The 14,916-nt window shown below is 69.6% G+C and carries 13 protein-coding genes and 1 pseudogene; 9 read left to right on the plus strand and 5 right to left on the minus strand.

The genetic code is table 11. The features are described from left to right. Positions 1-30: 30 nt before the first annotated feature. The 4 genes and pseudogenes from AB2L57_RS06475 to AB2L57_RS06490 all read left to right on the plus strand — a co-directional run. Positions 31-294: pseudogene (locus tag AB2L57_RS06475) on the plus strand (hypothetical protein); the annotation flags it as partial. Between the two features lie 213 nt (positions 295-507). Next, positions 508-2,043 carry an ATP-dependent DNA ligase gene (locus tag AB2L57_RS06480; protein WP_292813265.1) on the plus strand — a complete coding sequence of 512 codons (1,536 nt, stop codon included), beginning with the start codon at positions 508-510 and terminating at the stop codon, positions 2,041-2,043. 125 nt (positions 2,044-2,168) lie between these two features. After that, positions 2,169-2,837: a GntR family transcriptional regulator gene (locus AB2L57_RS06485; RefSeq protein WP_292813267.1), complete on the plus strand. Its 669-nt coding sequence runs from the start codon at positions 2,169-2,171 to the stop codon at positions 2,835-2,837. Positions 2,838-2,859: 22 nt separating this feature from the next. Next, positions 2,860-3,882 (plus strand): 1-aminocyclopropane-1-carboxylate deaminase, encoded by a 1,023-nt coding sequence (locus tag AB2L57_RS06490; RefSeq protein WP_292813270.1) that lies wholly within the window; start codon positions 2,860-2,862, stop codon positions 3,880-3,882. A gap of 69 nt (positions 3,883-3,951) precedes the next feature. Here AB2L57_RS06490 and AB2L57_RS06495 read toward each other — a convergent pair whose 3' ends face one another. The 3 genes from AB2L57_RS06495 to AB2L57_RS06505 are packed head-to-tail and all read right to left on the minus strand — an operon-like array spanning position 3,952 to position 6,356. Then, positions 3,952-4,824: an NYN domain-containing protein gene (locus AB2L57_RS06495; RefSeq protein WP_292813273.1), complete on the minus strand. Its 873-nt coding sequence runs from the start codon at positions 4,822-4,824 to the stop codon at positions 3,952-3,954. A gap of 1 nt (position 4,825) precedes the next feature. Then, the gene (locus AB2L57_RS06500) at positions 4,826-5,809 is read right to left on the minus strand and encodes a Gfo/Idh/MocA family protein (protein WP_292813276.1); all 984 of its coding nucleotides are present in this window, start codon (positions 5,807-5,809) and stop codon (positions 4,826-4,828) included. Positions 5,810-5,819: 10 nt separating this feature from the next. Beyond that, entirely contained in the window at positions 5,820-6,356 is a 537-nt protein-coding gene (locus AB2L57_RS06505) for a hypothetical protein (RefSeq protein ID WP_409048367.1), read from the minus strand. A gap of 133 nt (positions 6,357-6,489) precedes the next feature. Between AB2L57_RS06505 and AB2L57_RS06510 the strand changes: the two genes are divergently transcribed. The 5 genes from AB2L57_RS06510 to mmsB all read left to right on the plus strand — a co-directional run bounded on the left by AB2L57_RS06510 (position 6,490) and on the right by mmsB (position 12,429). Continuing rightward, positions 6,490-7,506, plus strand: a complete 1,017-nt coding sequence (locus AB2L57_RS06510) for a LacI family DNA-binding transcriptional regulator (RefSeq protein WP_292813282.1) — start codon at positions 6,490-6,492, stop codon at positions 7,504-7,506. Positions 7,507-7,653: 147 nt separating this feature from the next. Then, positions 7,654-8,367, plus strand: a complete 714-nt coding sequence (locus AB2L57_RS06515) for an L-ribulose-5-phosphate 4-epimerase (RefSeq protein ID WP_409048368.1) — start codon at positions 7,654-7,656, stop codon at positions 8,365-8,367. Positions 8,368-8,451: 84 nt separating this feature from the next. Beyond that, the gene (gene chvE / locus AB2L57_RS06520) at positions 8,452-9,567 is read left to right on the plus strand and encodes a multiple monosaccharide ABC transporter substrate-binding protein (protein WP_409048369.1); all 1,116 of its coding nucleotides are present in this window, start codon (positions 8,452-8,454) and stop codon (positions 9,565-9,567) included. Positions 9,568-9,635: 68 nt separating this feature from the next. Then, positions 9,636-11,165, plus strand: a complete 1,530-nt coding sequence (gene mmsA / locus AB2L57_RS06525; RefSeq protein WP_409048370.1) for a multiple monosaccharide ABC transporter ATP-binding protein — start codon at positions 9,636-9,638, stop codon at positions 11,163-11,165. 25 nt (positions 11,166-11,190) lie between these two features. Next, positions 11,191-12,429 (plus strand): multiple monosaccharide ABC transporter permease, encoded by a 1,239-nt coding sequence (gene mmsB / locus AB2L57_RS06530; protein WP_409048371.1) that lies wholly within the window; start codon positions 11,191-11,193, stop codon positions 12,427-12,429. Between the two features lie 22 nt (positions 12,430-12,451). Here mmsB and AB2L57_RS06535 read toward each other — a convergent pair whose 3' ends face one another. Then, positions 12,452-13,789 carry an O-acetylhomoserine aminocarboxypropyltransferase/cysteine synthase family protein gene (locus AB2L57_RS06535; protein ID WP_292811935.1) on the minus strand — a complete coding sequence of 446 codons (1,338 nt, stop codon included), beginning with the start codon at positions 13,787-13,789 and terminating at the stop codon, positions 12,452-12,454. A gap of 177 nt (positions 13,790-13,966) precedes the next feature. Beyond that, entirely contained in the window at positions 13,967-14,908 is a 942-nt protein-coding gene (locus AB2L57_RS06540; RefSeq protein ID WP_292811933.1) for an NADP-dependent oxidoreductase, read from the minus strand. Positions 14,909-14,916 lie beyond the last annotated feature (8 nt).

Below are 14,916 nucleotides of genomic sequence, written 5' to 3' on the forward strand. Positions count from 1 at the left end.
GCGTGCGGCCCGACGTCGCGGGCGACCGGCCTCGACAAGGACGCGATCGTCGTCGCGTCGGGCGCGGTGGAGGTGCTGCTGGGCGCGGCGCTCATCACCCTGCCTCGGGAGCGGCGTCGCGTGGGCGCGGCGGTGGCGGCGTTCTTCGTCGCGGTGTTTCCGGGCAACGTGCACCAGTGGCGCACCGGGCGTTCCGCGCCGATGCTGCGCACTGACGGGGCGCGGCTGGGCCGGCTGTTCCTGCAGCCGGTGCTCGTGGCATGGGCGTGGTGGGCGACGCGGCCGGCGCGGTGAGGTGCCCGCCGCCCCGGTGTTTCGGTGTCCCGATTTCTGTCGCCGGAGGCATGCGCCCGGCGACAGAAATCGGGACACCGGGGCGCGCGGGACACCGGGGCGCGCGGGACACCGGGGCGCGCCGGACACCGGGGCGCGCCGGACACCGGGGCGCGCCGGTGCGCGCCGCGCGCCGGGGGCTGAGCGCGGCCGGCGCGATGACATGATGCGCTCATGCTGATCGCAGAGATCGTCGAGGTGTCCGAGGCTGTCGGCGCGACACGATCGCGGCTGGCGAAGATCGACGCGCTGGCCCGTCTGCTCGCCCGCCTCGATGAGGGCGAGATCGTCCCCGCCGTCGGCTTCCTGCTCGCGCGGCCGAGACAGGGCAGGCTCGGCGTCGGGTGGCGCGGTCTCGCGGCTCTCGGTGCGACCGGCGACGCGGTGCACGCTCCCACGCCCCGCCTGAGCGTCGGCGACGTCGACCGCGCGCTGGAAGGCCTGGCGACAGCATCCGGTACCGGCTCTTCTGCCGCGCGCGCGAGCATGCTCTCCGATCTCGCGCATGCCGCGACCGCGCGGGAGTGGGATTTCATCACGCGGGTGATCCTCGGCGAGCTGCGCACGGGCGCGCTCGAGGGCGTGCTGCTCGACGCGATCGCCCGCGCCTCGCAGACCGATCAGCCGCTGGTGCGCAGGGCCGCCATGCTCTCGGGAGATCTCGGCGAGACCGCGCGGCTCGCGCTGTCGGGGGCCGACCTCGCCGCTCTCACGCTGCGGGTCGGTCGGCCCGTGCTGCCGATGCTCGCCACGACCGCGCCCGACGTGGCGGCGGCTCTCGCACTCACGGGCGAAGCACTCGTGGAGTACAAGCTCGACGGAGCCCGCATCCAGGTGCATCGCGACGGTGACACGGTGGGCGTGTACACCCGCAGTCTGGCCGACATCACCCACCGCGTGCCCGAGATCGTCGAGGTCGTGCGCGGATTGCCTGCAACGCGGGTGATCCTCGACGGCGAGACCCTGTCGCTCGACGAGGACGGCGGCCCGCGTCCCTTCCAGGACACCATGGCGCGCTTCGGCTCCCACGGCGACGGGCCGGGGGTCTCGGCGGTGCTGCGGCCCTGGTTCTTCGATGTCCTGCACATCGACGGTCGCGACCTGCTCGACGAGCCCCTGTCGGTGCGCCTGCACGAACTCGAACGGATCGCCGCACCGTGGCGGATGCCGGGGCTCGTCACCCACGATCAGATCGCTGCGGCGGGGGTCTCGCGCGACGCGCTCGCCGCGGGGCACGAGGGTGTGGTGATCAAGGCGCTGGATGCGCCCTATGCGGCGGGGCGACGCGGCAAGAGCTGGGTCAAGGTCAAGCCGGTGCTGACGTTCGATCTTGTGGTGCTCGGGGTCGAATGGGGATCGGGTCGACGCGCGGGAGCGCTCTCGAACCTGCACCTCGGCGCGCGCGATGCGGCGGGGGAGTTCGGGCCGCCGGGCGGATTCGTCATGGTGGGCAAGACCTTCAAGGGGCTCACCGACGAGCTGCTGCGGTGGCAGACCGGGTATTTTCCGACGATCGAGACGCGCCGCACCCCGAGCACGGTCTTCGTGCGTCCGGTGACGGTCGTCGAGGTCGCGATCGACGGGGTGCAGCGCTCGGTGCGCTATCCGGGCGGGGTGGCGCTGCGATTCGCGCGGGTGAAGAGCTACCGGCCCGACAAAGCACCGACCGAGTCCGACACCATCGCATCGCTGCGCGCTCTGCTGCGCTGACGGCAGCGGGGGTGTGTCCCGATTTCTGTCGCCTGCGGCCTGCCGCGGCGACAGAAATCGGGACACCCAAGAGCGGGGCGGCGGTCGATTTGACAGATGACTGTCGGTAGTGTGCAAAATATTGCATGCCACTGCCCCAGGGACTCGCGCCCGCGGACCGCCCCCGATCGCTGCGCGATTACGCGTACGAGAAGCTGCGCGACGCGATCGTGAGCGGCGCCCTGGCCCCGGGCGAGCGCCTGCGCGATCCCGAGCTCGAGCAGTGGCTGGGCGTGAGCCGCACCCCGATCCGCGAGGCCATCGCACGTCTCGAGTCGGCGGGGCTCGTGCACACCCGCCGCGCGAAGCAGACCGTCGTCGCCCCGCTCGATGCCCGTGCGGCGTTCGCCGCGCAGCGCATCGCGGCGGGGCTCCACGAGCTGGCCGTGCGCGACGGCGTGCCCCAGATGACGGATGCCGACATCGACGCACTGCGCGCCGCCAACTCCCGCTTCGCCGAGGCCCTCCGCGCCGGCGACGTCGCCGCGGCGATCGCGGCCGACGACGACTTCCACGCCGTGGCTGTCTCAGCCTGCGCCAACCCGCTGCTCCCGGGCCTGTTGGAGCAGGTCACACCGCTGCTGCGCCGCCTCGAGCGCGCGCGATTCGAAACCCTCGCCGGCCGCGGCAGCGTCGCCGACCACGAACGCATCATCGCCCTGAGCGCCGCCGGGGACGCGGAGGCGGCCGCGGCCGCCACTCGCGAGAACTGGCTGACGCTCGAGCGCCTGCTGCCGGCATCCACCCCGGACTGACCACACCACCCCAGGAGATCCCATGGCCCTCGCCGACTTCGCCCGCCACAGCCTCATGTTCGGGCCGAGCCCCGTGCACCCCCTGAACCGCCTGAGCGATCACCTCGGCGGCGCCCGCGTGTGGGCCAAGCGCGAAGATGTCTCGAGCGGCCTCGCCTACGGCGGCAACAAGGTGCGCAAGCTCGAGTACCTCGTCCCCGACGCGATCGCGAAGGGCGCCGACACTCTCGTCTCGATCGGAGGTGTGCAGTCCAACCACACGCGCCAGGTCGCCGCGGTCGCCGCGCACCTCGGCATGAAAGCCGTGCTCGTGCAGGAGAACTGGGTCGACTGGCCCGACTCCGTGAACGATCGGGTGGGCAACATCCTGCTCTCGCGGCTGATGGGCGCCGACGTGCGACTGGATTCGTCGGGGTTCGGGATCGGCTTCAAGGACTCGTGGAAGCAGGCGATCGCCGACGTCGAGTCCGCCGGTGGCACGCCCTACGCGATCCCCGCGGGGGCGTCGGACCACCCGCTCGGCGGACTCGGGTTCGCGAACTGGGCCCACGAGGTCGCGGCACAGGAGGACGAGCTCGGGGTCTTCTTCGACACGATCGTGGTCTGCAGCGTGACGGGGTCCACCCACGCCGGCATGATCGCGGGCTTCGCCGACCTCGAGCACAACTTCGGCGGCCGCCCGCGGCGCGTGCTCGGCATCGACGCGTCGGCCAAGATCGACGAGACGCGTGACCAGGTCGCGCGCATCGCGCGTCGCACCGCCGAGGCGATCGGCGTCGGCCGCGAACTGCGCGATGACGAGATCACCGTGCTCGAGGGCTGGGCCGGCGACTACTACGGCATCCCGGTCGCGTCGACCGACGAGGCGATGTTCCTGACCGGCCGGCTCGAGGGCGTCATCATCGATCCGGTCTACGAGGGCAAGTCGATGGCGGGTCTGATCGATCTGGTCTCGTCGGGCGAGATCCCCAAGGACTCGACGGTGCTCTATGCCCACCTCGGCGGGCAGCCGGCGATCAACGCCTACAGCGGCCGGTACCACTGAGGGGATGCTCGACGGCGCGGCGCGCGTTCCAGGCGCAGCCGAGGGTGCGCTGAGCCCTCGTGCCGGCGGTCAGGCTTTGTCGGGTGCCAGGCGGATGCGCACGATGTTGGTCGTCTCGTCGAGCTCGGCGATCGCGGGATAGGCCTTGACGAAGTCCGAGAAGGACTTGTAGCCGAGGCTCTTCTCGCTGAAGGCCGGGTCCATGCGGCGCAGCAGGCTCTTGACCTCGGAGGCGTGCTGCCAGGCCGAGTCGTCCTTGTCGTGGCCGAGCCGCAGCGCGCGCTCGAGCAGCTCGGCGGTGGGGTCGGCGGCGCGGCGGCGGCTGCGCGCGCGGCTCGGTGCCGCAGCATCCGTCTTCTGCTCGTCGGGTGAGGGGCGCACGACACCCGGCAGCGTGTCGTAGGCATCGAACTCGTCGCACGCGGCCGCGAGGGACTTGGCGGTCGACCCCGCCACGCCCACGCCGACGACGTGGCGACCGAGGCGCTTGCAGCGCTGCGCGAGGGGGACGTAGTCCGAATCGCCGGCCACGATGACAACGTGGGTGAGGTCGGGAAGCCGGAACATGTCTTCGACGGCATCGACGGCCAGGCGGATGTCGGCACCGTTCTTGGCGTATGCCGCGGCGGGAAACAGCTGCACCAGATCGACGGCGCGAGACACCAGCTGCGCGCGATACTCGGCGTTGACCGGGGCCGACCAGTCGGCGTACGCCCGGGTCAGCACGAGCGTGCCGAAGGAGGCGGCGTAGTCGATGATCGCGCCGACATCGACCGTGGCCCGTGCCAGCTTGTCGGCGACGTCGGGATCGTTGGTGCTCTCGTTGATCTTCTGCCGGTCGCGCGAGTACGAGTTGCGGCCGTGCACGCGGTCGTACCACGACATCACGATGTTGTCGAAGTCGAGGTAGACGGCGACGCGGCCGCTCTGGGCGTCTGCCATCTCAGGCGCCGCCGGGGTAGACGACGCCGATCTGGCGTCGGATCTCGTCGAGGGTGCCCATGATCTCGACGCTCTCGTCGATCGGGAGGATGTCGCCCTCCCATCGCCCTGCGGCGACGAGTCGCTCGGCGGCCAGGGCTTGGAACTGCATGCCGCGGCCGTCGATGCGCGAGACATAGGTCTCGAGCACCTCGCCGTCGGGCGCGATCACGCGGAACGACGTGGCGTTGTACCAGATGCGGTCGATCTCGAGTCGCGCTTCGGTGCCGATGATGGCGGCAGTGTTGGGGCCGGCGGCGCGCGAGGACGACAGGGTCGTCGACACCGCGCCGCCCGCGTGGGTGAAGACCGTGGCGACCTCGGTGTCGGCGCCGGTCTCGCCCAGGCGCGCGCTCGCGGTGATGGTCTGCGGTGCTCCGAGGACGTCCCACACGAAGGAGACGGGGTAGATGCCGAGGTCGAGCAGGGCACCGCCGCCGAGCTCGAGGGCGTTCAGGCGATGGGCCGGGTCGCTCGAGATGCGCTGCGTGTGATCGGCGGTCACCGCGCGGATCTCGCCGAGCGTGCCCGCCGAGAGGATCTCGCGGATGCGCACCATGTGCGGCAGGTACCGGGTCCACATCGCCTCCATCGCCAGCACGCCGCGCTCGGCGGCGGCGTCGCGGATGGCGGCGGCCTCGTCGCGGTTGAGCGTCAGCGGCTTCTCGATGAGCACGTGCTTGCCCGCGGCGATCGCGGCGAGCGCCCCCGCGACGTGCGCGGGGTGCGGGGTCGCGATGTAGACGATGTCGACCTCGGGGTCGGCGAACAGCGCCTCGTACGAGCCGTGCGCGCGCGCGATCGCGAACTCGGCGGCGAACGCCTCGGCCGAGGCGCTCGATCGCGAGCCCACGGCCGTGAGGTCGAGGCCGGCGGTACGAAGATCACGTGCGAACGAGTGGGCGATGCCGCCCGTTGCGAGAATGCCCCAGCGCAGTCCAGTCATGCCCTCGAGCCTAGCGGCGGGGTGCGACACGGCGCGGGGGCTCTTCGGAGACGCCGCAGAGGAAGGCGACCATGCGCAGCGAGGTGTCCGCCAGCACCGGGCCGTGGCCGAACTCCCAGCCGTCGTCGAGGGAGCGGAGGGTGTGTCCCCCCACGACGGCGCGGATGGCGAGGGGCGCGGAGGTCGCGCGGTAGAGCGCGACCGCGCCGGAGGTGAGCGGTGCGAGCGACACGGTCGACCCCGTGTCACGGGCGAGCGCGAGCAGGGCGCCGACCGCGCGGGAGAGATCTCGCACCCGCCGGCGCCTGCCGTCGCGCACGGCCTCGCTCAGCCCGGTGAGGCTGTCGGCGGCACTCTCCCGGGCGAGGCCCGCGGAGACCAGGAAAGAGCGCGCGTGGCGGTCACGATCACCGCCCGGCAGGCTGCCCAGGATGCCGGCGGCCGAGTGCACGACGTCGGCGAGCTGACCGCGCCAGTCGCCCGTGACCTGCGACTCGTCGCGCGGGACGCGCCCGCTCAGCGGCAGGTCGCGGAACAGGTCGGACATGCGCACAGCCTAGGCCGCGGCATCCGTGTGACACAGGGCCTTTTGTCACATCCGCGCCGTCCGCCCGCATAATGGGGGGGAGATTCGTGTGACCGTGCACATCAACGGGCCAGGTACGAAGGAGCACCGACCCATGAGCGACCCCACCCGGGGACGACCCCCCAGCATCCGGGACGTCGCGCGGATCGCGGGCGTGTCGCATCAGACGGTCTCGCGCGTGCTCAACGACCATCCGAGCGTGCGCCCCGACACCCGCGAGCGGGTGTTCGAGGTCATGCAGGAGCTGCAGTACCGGCCCAATCGCGCGGCGCGGGCGCTCGTGACCAGCAGGTCGCAGACGATCGGCATCCTCTCGGCGTCGAGCACGCAGTACGGACCGGCCGCCGGCATCGCCGCAATCGAGGCCGCGGCGCGCGAGCGCGGCTACTGGGTCAGCACCGCCAACATCGATGCCGCCGATCCCGAGTCGATCGGCGCGGGCCTTGCGCACCTCGTCGCCCAGTCGGTCGAGGGGCTCGTCGTGATCGCTCCGCAGGTACGGGTGTTCCGCGTGCTCGCGGCCTTCGAGATCGATGTGCCCTACGTGACTCTGCAGTCGACAGGGCTGGGGGAGGAGCATGCCCTCTCGGTCGACCAGATGGCCGGGGCGCGGCTGGCGACGCGCCACCTGATCGACCTCGGGCACCGCTCGATCTACCACCTCGCGGGACCGCAGGACTGGATCGAGGCCGAGGCGCGGATGCGGGGCTTCCTCGAGGAGATGGGCGCGCAGGACATCCCCACGACCGCCCCGATCCTCGGCGACTGGACCGCGGAGTTCGGATACTTCGCCGGGAGGGAGCTGCTGCGGGTGCGCGATTTCACGGCGATCTTCTCCTCGAACGACCAGATGGCGCTGGGTCTGATCCACGCGATCCGCGCGGAGGGGCTGGATGTGCCGCGAGACGTCAGCGTCGTGGGGTTCGACGACATCCCCGAGGCCGCGCACTTCTGGCCGCCGCTGACCACGGTGCGTCAGGACTTCGCCGAGCTCGGCCGGCGCTGCGTCGACCTGCTGCTAGGACCCAGCGACGGGTCAGCGCCCGATCCGCGGCACACGATCATGCCCGAGCTGGTCGTGCGCGCCTCGGTGGCCGCTCCTTCGTTCTAGGGCCGTTACGCATCCGAGACCGTGTCGACTTGACACGGGATGCCGAGACCTGGCTAACATGACGCGATGTGAACGGTCACATGATCTGTCACACCGATCGTCACATCGCAGCATCCCGGTCCCCGTCGGGCCACAAAGGAGTGAGCCGTGAGTACTTACGGACCCAAGGTCGAGGTCGCGGTGGCGCGTACCCGCGAGGATGTGGCCCGTCTGCATGGTGAGTTGGTGCGGTATGGGCTGGTGGTGTGGACGGGTGGGAATGTGTCGGGTCGTGTGCCGGGTGCGGATCTGTTCGTGATCAAGCCGAGCGGGGTGTCGTATGAGGATCTGGCGCCGGAGAACATGATCGTGTGTGATCTGGACGGGGTTGTGGTGCCGGGGACGCCGGGCAGTGAGCGGTCTCCGTCGAGTGATACGGCGGCGCATGCGTATGTGTATCGGAATATGCCGGGTGTGGGTGGTGTGGTGCACACGCATTCGACGTATGCGGTGGCGTGGGCGGCGCGGGGTGAATCGATTCCGTGTGTGATCACGGGGATGGCGGATGAGTTCGGGGGTCCGATTCCGGTGGGTCCGTTTGCGGTGATCGGGGATGACTCGATCGGTCGGGGGATCGTGGAGACCCTCACCGGTCACCGGAGCCGTGCGGTGTTGATGCGCAATCATGGGCCGTTCACGATCGGGGTGTCGGCGAGGGATGCGGTCAAGGCCGCGGTGATGTGTGAGGACGCGGCGCGCACGGTTCATATCGCGGCGCAGGCGGGTCCGCTGGTCCCGATCCCGCAGGAGAAGATCGACGCTCTCTACGGCCGGTACCAGAACGTCTACGGCCAGACCACCGACGACCGCCGCGAGCGGTGACAAGCTTCCCGCGGCGTGACCGCGGGTGGATCCATAACTGAACATCGACCACCAAGACAACGAAGTCCTTTGAGAGGAACCACAGTGAAAGCGAAGAAGACACTGCTGGCAGCGGTCGCCGCGGGCGCCCTGCTGCTCACGTCCTGCGCCGGCGGCAGCGGGGGCGGAGAGGGCGAGGGCGATGGCGGGCTGATCGGCGTCGCGATGCCCACCAAGAGCTCGGAGCGCTGGATCCAGGACGGCGACGCCGTCAAGGCCGCGCTCGAGGAGCAGGGTTTCGAGGTCGACCTGCAGTACGCAGAGGACGACATCCCGACCCAGGTCTCGCAGATCGAGAACATGATCACCAAGGGCGCCGAGGCGCTGATCATCGCCTCGATCGATGGCACCACCCTGTCGCAGGTGCTGCAGGACGCCGCCGACGCCGACATCCCCGTCATCGCCTACGACCGCCTGATCCGCGATTCGGAGAACGTCGACTACTACGCGTCGTTCGACAACTTCGTCGTCGGCCAGCAGCAGGCGTGGTCGGTGCTCAACGGCCTCGGACTGACCGAGCTCGACGGCACCCCGATCGAGGGCGCACCCGCGGGTCCGTTCAACATCGAACTGTTCGCGGGCTCGCTCGACGACAACAACGCGTTCTTCTTCTTCGACGGCGCGATGGACGTGCTCCAGCCGCTGATCGACGACGGCACGCTCGAGGTCAAATCCGGTCAGACCGACATCGAGCAGGTCGCGACGCTGCGCTGGGACGGAGAGACGGCACAGAGCCGCATGGAGGACATCCTCACCGCGAACTACTCGGACGGCTCCACGGTCAACGCGGTGCTCTCGCCCTACGACGGCATCTCGCGCGGCATCATCTCGGCCCTCACCGACGCCGGATACACGGTGGGCGAGGACTGGCCGATCATCTCGGGTCAGGATGCCGAGCTCGACTCCGTGAAGGCCATCAACGCCGGTGAGCAGTACGCCACCATCTTCAAGGACACCCGCGAGCTCGCGGCCGTGGCCGTGGACATGGCGGTCGCGCTGCTGAACGGCGAGGAGCCCGAGGTCAACAACACGACCGACTACGACAACGGCGTGAAGGTCGTCCCGTCGTACCTGCTCGACCCGGTGATCGTCGTCAAGGACAACATCGTCGAGGTCCTCGTCGACTCCGGCTACTGGACCGAAGAAGAGATCAACGGCTAGAACCAGTTCATGCGGTCGGGCGGCGACCCCGCCCGACCGCATGGCTCGGTCTCGATGAGGAGAAGAACATGACGCAGCCCATTCTCGAGATGCGCGGCATCACCAAGACGTTCCCCGGGGTGAAGGCGCTCGCCAACGTCAACCTTTCGGTCCAGCGCGGCGAGGTGCACGCCATCTGCGGTGAGAACGGCGCCGGCAAGTCGACTCTGATGAAGGTGCTCTCGGGGGTCTACCCGCACGGCACCTACGACGGCGACATCGTCTTCGAGGACGAGGTCGTCGCCTTCCGCGGTCTCGGCGACAGCGAGGCCAAGGGCATCGTCATCATCCACCAGGAGCTGGCCCTGAGCCCCCACCTCTCGATCGCCGAGAACATCTTCCTCAACAACGAGGTGCGCGGCCCGCTCGGGCTGATCGACTGGAACAAGACGAACTTCGAAGCGTCCAAGCTGCTGGCCCGTGTCGGCCTGCGCGAGAACCCGACCACGAAGATCAAGAACATCGGCGTCGGTAAGCAGCAGCTCGTCGAGATCGCGAAGGCGCTGTCTAAGCGGGTCAAGCTGCTCATCCTCGACGAGCCGACCGCCGCGCTCAACGACGAGGACTCCGATCACCTCATCGATCTGATCCTGCACCTGAAGGGTCAGGGCATCACGTCGATCATCATCAGCCACAAGCTCAACGAGATCAAGAAGGTGGCGGATGCTGTCACCGTCATCCGTGACGGAAAGACGATCGAGACGATCGCCAAGACCGACGTGACCGAGGATCGCATCATCCGTGACATGGTCGGGCGCGACCTCGAACACCGCTACCCGGACCACACCCCCGACATCGGCGAGGAACTGCTGCGGGTCGAGGACTGGACGGCGTATCACCCGCAGGACGGCACGCGCGTCGTCGTCGACAACGTCTCGATCAACGTCAAGGCTGGCGAGATCGTCGGCATCGCCGGCCTCATGGGCGCCGGGCGCACCGAGTTCGCGATGAGCCTGTTCGGGCACAGCTACGGCTCGAAGATCACCGGCCGGGTGTACCTGCGCGGCAAGGAGATCAAGACCCGCACGGTGTCGGAGGCGATCGCCAACGGCCTCGCGTACGCGACCGAGGACCGCAAGACCTACGGCCTCAACCTCATCGAGGACATCAAGCGCAACGTCTCGATGGCGGCGCTGCGCAAGCTCGAGAAAGCCGGCCTCGTCAACGACAACGAGGAGTACAAGGTCGCCAACGAGTACCGCCGCGACCTCAACATCAAAGCCCCGAACGTGCTGGTCAAGACCGGCAAGCTCTCCGGCGGCAACCAGCAGAAGGTCGTGCTGTCGAAGTGGATCTACTCCGATCCCGATGTGCTGATCCTCGATGAGCCCACCCGCGGCATCGATGTCGGGGCGAAGTACGAGATCTACACGATCATCAACAAGCTCGCAGCATCCGGCAAGGGGATCATCGTCATCTCATCGGAGCTGCCCGAGCTGCTGGGCATCTCGGATCGCGTCTACGCCCTCTCGGAGGGACGCATCACCGGCGAGCTGCCCGTCGCCGAGGCCACACCCGAGGCCGTCCTCAAGCTCATGACCATGGAGAAGCCGCGCTGAGGCGCGGTCGCACACAGGAGTGACAATGTCCAACCCCACCCCTCCCCAGACCGAGTCCACCGCGGTCGGCGCCAACATCAACCCCGTCCAGAACCGATTCACGTCGTGGCTCACGCACGTGCTGTCCGATCTCGGCAAGAACGGCATCTTCATCGCGCTGCTCGCGGTGATCGTGCTGTTCGCGATCCTGACCGAGGGCATCCTGCTGCGCCCGCAGAACATCTCGAACCTCGTCGTGCAGAACGGGTACATCCTCGTGCTCGCGATCGGCATGGTGATGGTGATCATCGCGGGCCATATCGACCTCTCGGTGGGGTCCGTGGCCGCGTTCGTCGGTGCCTGCTCGGGGGTGTTCGCCGTCTCGTGGGGCCTGCCCTGGTGGCTGGCGGTCGTGCTCTCGCTGCTGATCGGCGCCCTCGTGGGGGCCTGGCAGGGATTCTGGATCGCGTTCGTCGGCATCCCCGCCTTCATCGTGACCCTCGCCGGCATGCTGATCTTCCGCGGTCTCGCCCTCGTCGTGCTCGGCAACTCCAACATCGGATCGTTCCCGACCGAGTACCGCGCGCTCGGCAACGGATTCGTCTCGGGCATCTTCGGCGAGACCGATCCCGACCTCATGACCCTCGGCGTCGGGCTCGTCGCGATCGTCCTGCTCGTAACGCAGCAGGTGCGCACGCGAGCGGGGCGGCGCAAGTACGGTCAGGAGGTCGAGCCGCCGGTCTGGTTCATCGTCAAGCTCGTGCTGATCTCGGCCGCGATCGCGTTCTTCGCCTACTCGCTCGCCACCTACAAGGGCATCCCCGTCACGCTGATCATCCTCGCGATCCTCGTTCTCGTGTACGGCGTCGTGATGAACCGCACCGTGTTCGGTCGCCACATCTACGCCATCGGCGGCAACCGTCACGCGGCCGAGCTCTCCGGCATCAAGACCCGCCGGGTCGACTTCTGGCTGTTCGTGAACATGGGTTTCCTCGCGGCGCTCGCGGGCCTCATCTTCACCGCGCGGCTCAACCTCGCCGGCCCCAAGGCCGGTGACGGATTCGAGCTCGAGGCGATCTCGGCGGCCTTCATCGGCGGCGCGGCCGTGCAGGGCGGGGTCGGCACCATCGGCGGGGCGATCATCGGTGGCCTCATCATCGGCGTGCTCAACAACGGCATGTCGATCCTCGGGATCGGCATCGAATGGCAGCAGGCCGTCAAGGGACTCGTGCTGCTGCTCGCCGTCGCGTTCGACGTCTACAACAAGCGCCGTTCGGCGAACTGACCCGGGCGGGTGCAGACCTCGCTCAGGCCCGGGACAGGGCCTGGGCCAGGTCTGCCGTCAGATCGGCGGGGTCTTCGAGACCGATCGAGAGGCGGATCGTCGTCGGAGAGATGCCCGCGGCCGCCAGCTGGTCGGGCGTCATGTGGCTGTGGGTCATGGATGCCGGGTGTGAGACCATGCTGCGGGCGTCACCGATGTTGGCCACCAGGCGGATGACGCGCAGCGCATCGACGACTCGCTCGACGAGCTGTTGATCACGAGTCGCATCACCCGATCCCGCGAGGTCGAAGGCGAAGACGCCAGAGGTTCCGCGGGGCAGATACCGCGCCGCCGCGCCGTGCCAGGGGTTGTGTGAGAGCCCCGGGTGGTGCACCCGCGACACCGAAGGATGCGCGTCGAGCACGCGCGCGACCTCGAGGGCGTTGTCGCTGTGGCGTCGCATGCGCAGATCGAGGGTCTCGATGCCCTGCAGCAGCTGCGAGGACGAGGTGGCTGCCAGCGTCGGGCCGAAGTCGTGCACGAACTTCGTCTTGATGTACACGGTGAGCGCCTGCCCAGCGGCGCCGAAGCGCTCCCACAGGACGAGATCTCTGAATCGCGGATAGGGGCGCGTGAACTGCGGCCAGCGGTCGGGGTCGGCCGCGAAGTCGAACCGGCCGATGTCGACGATCACGCCGCCCAGGGCGGCGCCGTGACCGCCGAGGTACTTCGTGGCCGAGTGCACGACGATGTCGGCGCCGTGGTCGCCCGGACGCAGCAGGTACGGGGTCGCGACGGTGTTGTCGACGATCAGGGGCACACCGGCCTCGTGTGCGGCGTCCGCGATCGCGCGGACGTCGAGCACCGTGGCGAGCGGGTTGGTGATCGTCTCGGCGAAGAAGGCGCGCGTCTCGGGCCGGGCTGCTGCGCGCCATCCCTCGACGTCGTCCTGATCGACGAACGTCACCTCGATGCCGAGGTCGGCGAGCGAGTCCGCCAGCAGATCGATCGTGCCACCGTACAGCTGGCGGGCCGCGACGATGTGATGGCCCTGCGAGGCGAGCGCGAGGATGGCACCCGCCGACGCCGCCTGCCCCGAGCCGACCGCGACGGCGGCCGTGCCGCCCTCGAGCCGCGCGACGCGCTCCTCGAGCACGAGCTGGGTCGGGTTGGCGTTGCGGCTGTAGACGTTGCCGACCGTGCGGAGCGCGAAGACGTCCCGCGCGTGCGCGAGCGAGGGGAACTCGTATGCGTTTGACTGGTAGATCGGGGGGATCGCGGTGTTCTGGGCGATGCCGGGTGTGTACCCCGCCTGCACCTGAAGGGTCGCGAAGCCGCCGTCGGCAGCATCCGGGCGCGCGGGAAGACGGGCATCGCTCATGCCCACATCGTCACACGCCGGACCGCGCCGCGCGCAATGCGTGTGTCACCGTATGTCGCCGGGGCCGCGCGGCCCGTGTGGGTGTCCCATTTTCTGTCGCGCGGCGCCGCCGCGGGCGACAGAAAATGGGACACCCATGGGCCGGGTTCGGGGGCCGGGCGGGCAGATGGTGCAGGCTCAGGGCAGGAGCACGATCTTTCCGTCGACGCCCGCCTCGATCGCACGGTGCGCGTCGCACGCGGCAGCCAGCGGGAACGACGGGCCCTCCTCGATCTGGAATGCGCCCGCCGCCATGAGCGCCACGGTCACGGGAAGCGCCTCGGCCCGCCAGGCGAGCTCCGTGTCGCTGAGGGGAGCGGGTCCGCCGCCCGAGAACGCGCGGATGCCGAAGTCCGCCGCATCCGCGCCGCGCACGAGGGTCGCGATGCGGTGAGGATCGGGCACCAGGGCGAGCGAGGCCTCGATCGCCTCGTCGGTTCCCGCGGCATCGAGGGCGACCGTCACGCCCTGCGGGGCCGCGGTGCGCAGGCGTTCCACCAGCCCGTGGCCGTACGCCACGGGCATCGCACCGAGAGCGCGCACCCGATCGAAACGGCGCTCGCTCGCGGTGGCGATCACGGTCGCGCCCCAGAGCACGGCGTACTGGATGGCCGCCTGGCCGACGGCGCCCGACCCGGCGTGCAACAGCAGGGTGTCGCCGGGGCCGACGGCGAGGGACTTGAGGGATTGATAGGCCGTGCCGACGGGGATGCCGATGCCCGCCGCCGCGGCCGCCGTGACGTGCGGGGGCCGCGGCACCGCGTGCGAGGCCTGCACGAGCACCTCGCTCGCGTACGCCCCGCTGGTGTCGCGGAACGCGACCGGTTCGCCGACGCGGAAGCCCTCGACATCGTCGCCGACGGCGACCACGACGCCCGCGCCGTCGCGGCCGACGTGTCGCGGCTTCGTCAATGGCGCGGACGCGCGCCGGCCCGCGCGCAGCTTGGCGTCGATGGGATTGACCCCGGCGGCCTCGACGCGCACGACGATGTGGCCGGGGCGCGGTTCGGGGGTCGGGATCGTCGCCAGGGTGAGCACCTCGGGACCGCCGAAGCTGGTGTACACGATCGAACGGGTCATGGGGATCT

This window comes from Microbacterium sp. HA-8 (genome assembly GCF_046111165.1).
Classification (GTDB): Bacteria; Actinomycetota; Actinomycetes; order Actinomycetales; family Microbacteriaceae; genus Microbacterium.